Origin of the sequence: Microvirga aerophila (assembly GCF_003332305.1) — a bacterium.
Taxonomy (GTDB): Bacteria; Pseudomonadota; Alphaproteobacteria; order Rhizobiales; family Beijerinckiaceae; genus Microvirga; species Microvirga aerophila.
In genome coordinates this window covers 1-3,291 of sequence record NZ_QOIO01000147.1, presented here as the reverse complement: position 1 = coordinate 3,291, position 3,291 = coordinate 1, and the positions used below count along the sequence as shown (strand labels likewise).

At 61.2% G+C, this 3,291-nt stretch carries 6 protein-coding genes; all 6 read right to left on the bottom strand.

The features are described from left to right. Positions 1–285: 285 nt before the first annotated feature. The 6 genes from DRB19_RS30525 to DRB19_RS29235 all read right to left on the bottom strand — a co-directional run bounded on the left by DRB19_RS30525 (position 286) and on the right by DRB19_RS29235 (position 3,225). The gene (locus DRB19_RS30525; RefSeq protein WP_147023340.1) at positions 286–636 is read right to left on the bottom strand and encodes a hypothetical protein; all 351 of its coding nucleotides are present in this window, start codon (positions 634–636) and stop codon (positions 286–288) included. Positions 637–975: 339 nt separating this feature from the next. After that, entirely contained in the window at positions 976–1,338 is a 363-nt protein-coding gene (locus DRB19_RS32050) for a helix-turn-helix domain-containing protein (RefSeq protein WP_373867457.1), read from the bottom strand. A 59-nt stretch (positions 1,339–1,397) separates the two neighbouring features. Then, positions 1,398–1,661, bottom strand: coding sequence for a hypothetical protein (locus DRB19_RS29245; protein ID WP_114189453.1), 264 nt, complete (start codon positions 1,659–1,661; stop codon positions 1,398–1,400). Next, positions 1,654–1,875, bottom strand: coding sequence for a helix-turn-helix domain-containing protein (locus DRB19_RS29240; RefSeq protein WP_114189452.1), 222 nt, complete (start codon positions 1,873–1,875; stop codon positions 1,654–1,656). The genes DRB19_RS29245 and DRB19_RS29240 overlap by 8 nt, the downstream gene beginning before the upstream one ends. Before the next feature lie 285 nt (positions 1,876–2,160). Continuing rightward, entirely contained in the window at positions 2,161–2,283 is a 123-nt protein-coding gene (locus DRB19_RS31630) for a hypothetical protein (protein WP_276330646.1), read from the bottom strand. 570 nt (positions 2,284–2,853) lie between these two features. Further along, positions 2,854–3,225, bottom strand: a complete 372-nt coding sequence (locus tag DRB19_RS29235) for a Crp/Fnr family transcriptional regulator (protein WP_245439912.1) — start codon at positions 3,223–3,225, stop codon at positions 2,854–2,856. Positions 3,226–3,291: the final 66 nt, after the last annotated feature.

The window sequence follows — 3,291 nt, the reverse complement described above, 5'->3', positions numbered from 1 at the left end:
AACCCGGACAACTTCCTGGCCGCCATCAAGCTCGCATCAGCCCGCATCTGGATCCGCAGTTATGAGTCCGCTGCCTAGGCTGAGATCTCGCGGGCAGGAAGGCACCGGCACGCTGACATGCTGGCGAAGATATTCATGCTGGCGAAGATATTTTCCCGTCCTAACTCCACTGTTAAAGAGGACGGGAAACTCGCCAAATTGTCTAACACCGCGAGCCTGAAATTCGGGCTTGGCTAGAAAAAATCCGTGAATCAGCCCCCATGCGGTCGCTATCCTCCGAAGTACTCAACATTTCGCCCCCCGCCCCCTTCTATCCGACGTGCCTTTGTAAGGCTCTGCGGCGGCCGCTGGCGGCGATGGGCTCCTCCTGGCTAGGGTTGTTGCGCCAACGCGCCGGTTGATCACTCTGCGCGCTGCCTGGGCCCATGCGTCAGCGATGATCTCGCCATGGTCCTCGGCGATCTGGTTGCGCTGTCCCTCGAGGAGGATCTCGACACCGACCGCGTAACGCTCGCGCCGTGCCCTGCTGCAATCGGGCGGCGCTTTGGAGAGCACACGCTTGAAGGCCCATGCGCCCCACTCGCGGCCCCACTCGAACCCTTCACGGGCAGCGCTCTTTTTAGTCAGAGGACGCATCACACGTCCCCGCATGGTTCGCCCATGTGCGTGATTGCTCCCCAGAACGGGGAACGAAAGAGGCTGTATCTCTTCTCCGGTAGCCCTCTGTGCCGAAGGCACGTCAGCGCCAGCACTGCGAATGCGGTCGCCGGTTCTCGCTGGATCCGTCAGCCTCGCGGGTCGACGTCGGTTAAGATTTTCTTTATTTTTGATAATGAACGGAGCGGCGTCGGCGCCCGTGGTTGGGTCGATATAGACGACCTCGCCCGCACAGAGCTTGATGGCCGCGCCCTTGTGTTCTTCTACAGTGTTATTGCGCGAGAACTTGCGCACCCGGTGCGCGAGAACTTGCGCATTTTAGCAGGCCTGTTCTGGTTTCATTCTGACTTTGCGGAACGGGCGATAATGGTTCGCGCGGCCGCGCCCTCGACCGCAGTCGACGAGTTGAAGATGGCCGCGCTTGACGAGCTGTTCGATCATGGCTTGAACCGTCCTCCGGCTCATGCCGAGGCGCTTGGCGAGCAGAGTTTGCGACGGCGGCGCCAAGTTCGTGTCCCGGTTCAAGTGTTGAGCGAGCCGATAGGCAACGCGGAAGGCGTTCGGCGAGAGCTCGGCGTCCTCGCTGACCTGGTCAAGCCATTTGAACTTGTTCTGTGTGAAGATGGACTGACGCTCGCGCGGAACGTCCGGCTCCGGTGCGGGGAGGCTTGGGGGGGACATAGCGCCGTACCGCTGCAAATCGTCGGCTTGGCCGAAATCATTCCATAGTGGCGCTGGGGTCATCCACTGGCCTCTGTCTTTGAGAGGAACGTCACGGCCAGACGTCGAGCCATGGCTCGCTCGATCTCCTTCAGTTCTGCATTAACGGTCGCTGTGGGGAAGCCGAGAGCCCGGCGGCGCTGCGCCAGGTCACGGAGGATCGTGCGGCGGAAACAGCGCAGGCGGCCAGGGCCGCCCGGGATCTCAAGAAACTTCGCGACGAGATACTTGATCAGCCTCACGTTCCGCGCTGGCGGAAAGCTGATGAGGTTACGATCAGCCACGCACGACCCCCGTCTTCGGCGAGCGATCGAGATAGGCCTCGAGGTCCGCACGCAACACGACGGTGCGCCGCCCGACCTTGCGCCCCTGCAGGCGTCCGCTGCTGATTTCCTCCTCGATGGTCCACCGGCTCAGACCCAGAGGCGCGCCGATCTCCTCGATTGAGAGAGCGAGGCGGGCATCCAGGCGGACGAGTGTCCGGTTGTCTCTTGTCATCTGCTCTATCTCCAACAAGTCGTATCCTCGTTGAAGCAGGCCAGCGCAGGGACAGGCAAGCATACCTAAAGGCTTACGTGATCCTGATACTGCTTATTTTATGATGCATGCTGCTGAAATACATGAACCTTTCATTCGCGCTACCCTGTGGACAGCGAGAATTCTTCGCTACGATGTTCGTTGTTAATTGATTCAACATTCCGCCTTGACGGGTGTCGGGGCGTGCGCAGCCACTTCAACGCGGATGGAGGCGGGCCTGTACCGGCCCGCAACTTCAGCCCGTCGTCAGGCGTAATCCATGGAGCGCAGGCCGATCTCGACCAGAGGCAGCAGTTTGGCAGTCCCGATCGGGAGCGAGATCAGGAGCGAGCGGCGCAGTTGGCGGACGAGGGTGTGAATCAGTGTCATTGTGATCTCCGTGTTGGTGTGGAGATCTTGCACATTGCAGCTACCGAAAGGTGACCGGTCCGGCACAGATTAAGACTGCCCCGGCAGCACCCAGGTTCGCCCGTCGCGGCGCAAGAAAAAGGCGCCCCCGCGGGAGCGCCTGTAAGGGGCCGGCAGGGGCATGAGAGCCGGTCTGCGATTGACGCCCCAGACCGCGATTTATTCCCTCCAGGGCCGAAAACCGCCGCCTCTGGCTCCCGACAAGAAAACTCCCCCGCCGACGGGAGAGACAGCGAGGGAGAGTTAGGGATAGTCGAGGAAGAACATCCAGAGGAGCGGATCCCATGTTGATCCACGCCTTCAGCGTGCGGTTGGCGGCAGGCCACGTCCTTAATTTAGTTTAAACGTGGCGGGAGATTCAGCGCCGATCCGGCCGAAAGTCATTCCAAGTATTCGTGGCCGCGCCAAGGGCTGCTCGGAATCCGCTTTGACTGCAGAGGTGCGGCGGCGTTCCATAAGCCGCCGGGAATACGCTCCGAACACTTCAAATCGCGTTTCATACCGGCGGTTATGCGAAGTTGCTGGGCAGATTTACGGGCCCGATTTCGATGGGTAGCGGCCAGGCATCACGCGCTGGTAGATGCGCTGGATCCGGCCGTAGCACTCGCACACCGCCTCCTCAAGACCGGCTCGATCCGTCACCGTGATGCTCCCGCGCCCCTGCTCGATGAGCCCCGCCGTTTGCAGTGTGCGCGTCACCACGCTCACGGTCGAGCGTTGCACGCCCAGCATCTCGGCGAGAAACTCGTGCGTGAGCGGCAGGGTGTCTTGCTCCGCCCGGTCATGCATCATGAGGATCCAGCGGCAGCAGCGCGCCTCCACCGGATGAACAGCGTTGCAGGTGAGAATCTGGAACGTCTGGGCGAGCAGGATCTCGCCGTAGCTGGCGATCACCTGCCGCATATGTGGACGGCCCCCTCCTCGCAAGGGTGTTGAACAGTGTTTTGATCGGATCGCTTGCGGTCATAT

Excerpts from the sequence above, each read along its gene's own strand:
- DRB19_RS30525 (WP_147023340.1), bottom strand. The coding sequence starts at position 636 with ATGCGTCCTCTGACTAAAAAGAGCGCTGCCCGTGAAGGGTTCGAGTGG.
- DRB19_RS32050 (WP_373867457.1), bottom strand. The coding sequence starts at position 1,338 with ATGTCCCCCCCAAGCCTCCCCGCACCGGAGCCGGACGTTCCGCGCGAG.
- DRB19_RS29240 (WP_114189452.1), bottom strand. The coding sequence starts at position 1,875 with ATGACAAGAGACAACCGGACACTCGTCCGCCTGGATGCCCGCCTCGCT.
- DRB19_RS31630 (WP_276330646.1), bottom strand. The coding sequence starts at position 2,283 with ATGACACTGATTCACACCCTCGTCCGCCAACTGCGCCGCTCGCTCCTG.
- DRB19_RS29235 (WP_245439912.1), bottom strand. The coding sequence starts at position 3,225 with ATGCGGCAGGTGATCGCCAGCTACGGCGAGATCCTGCTCGCCCAGACG.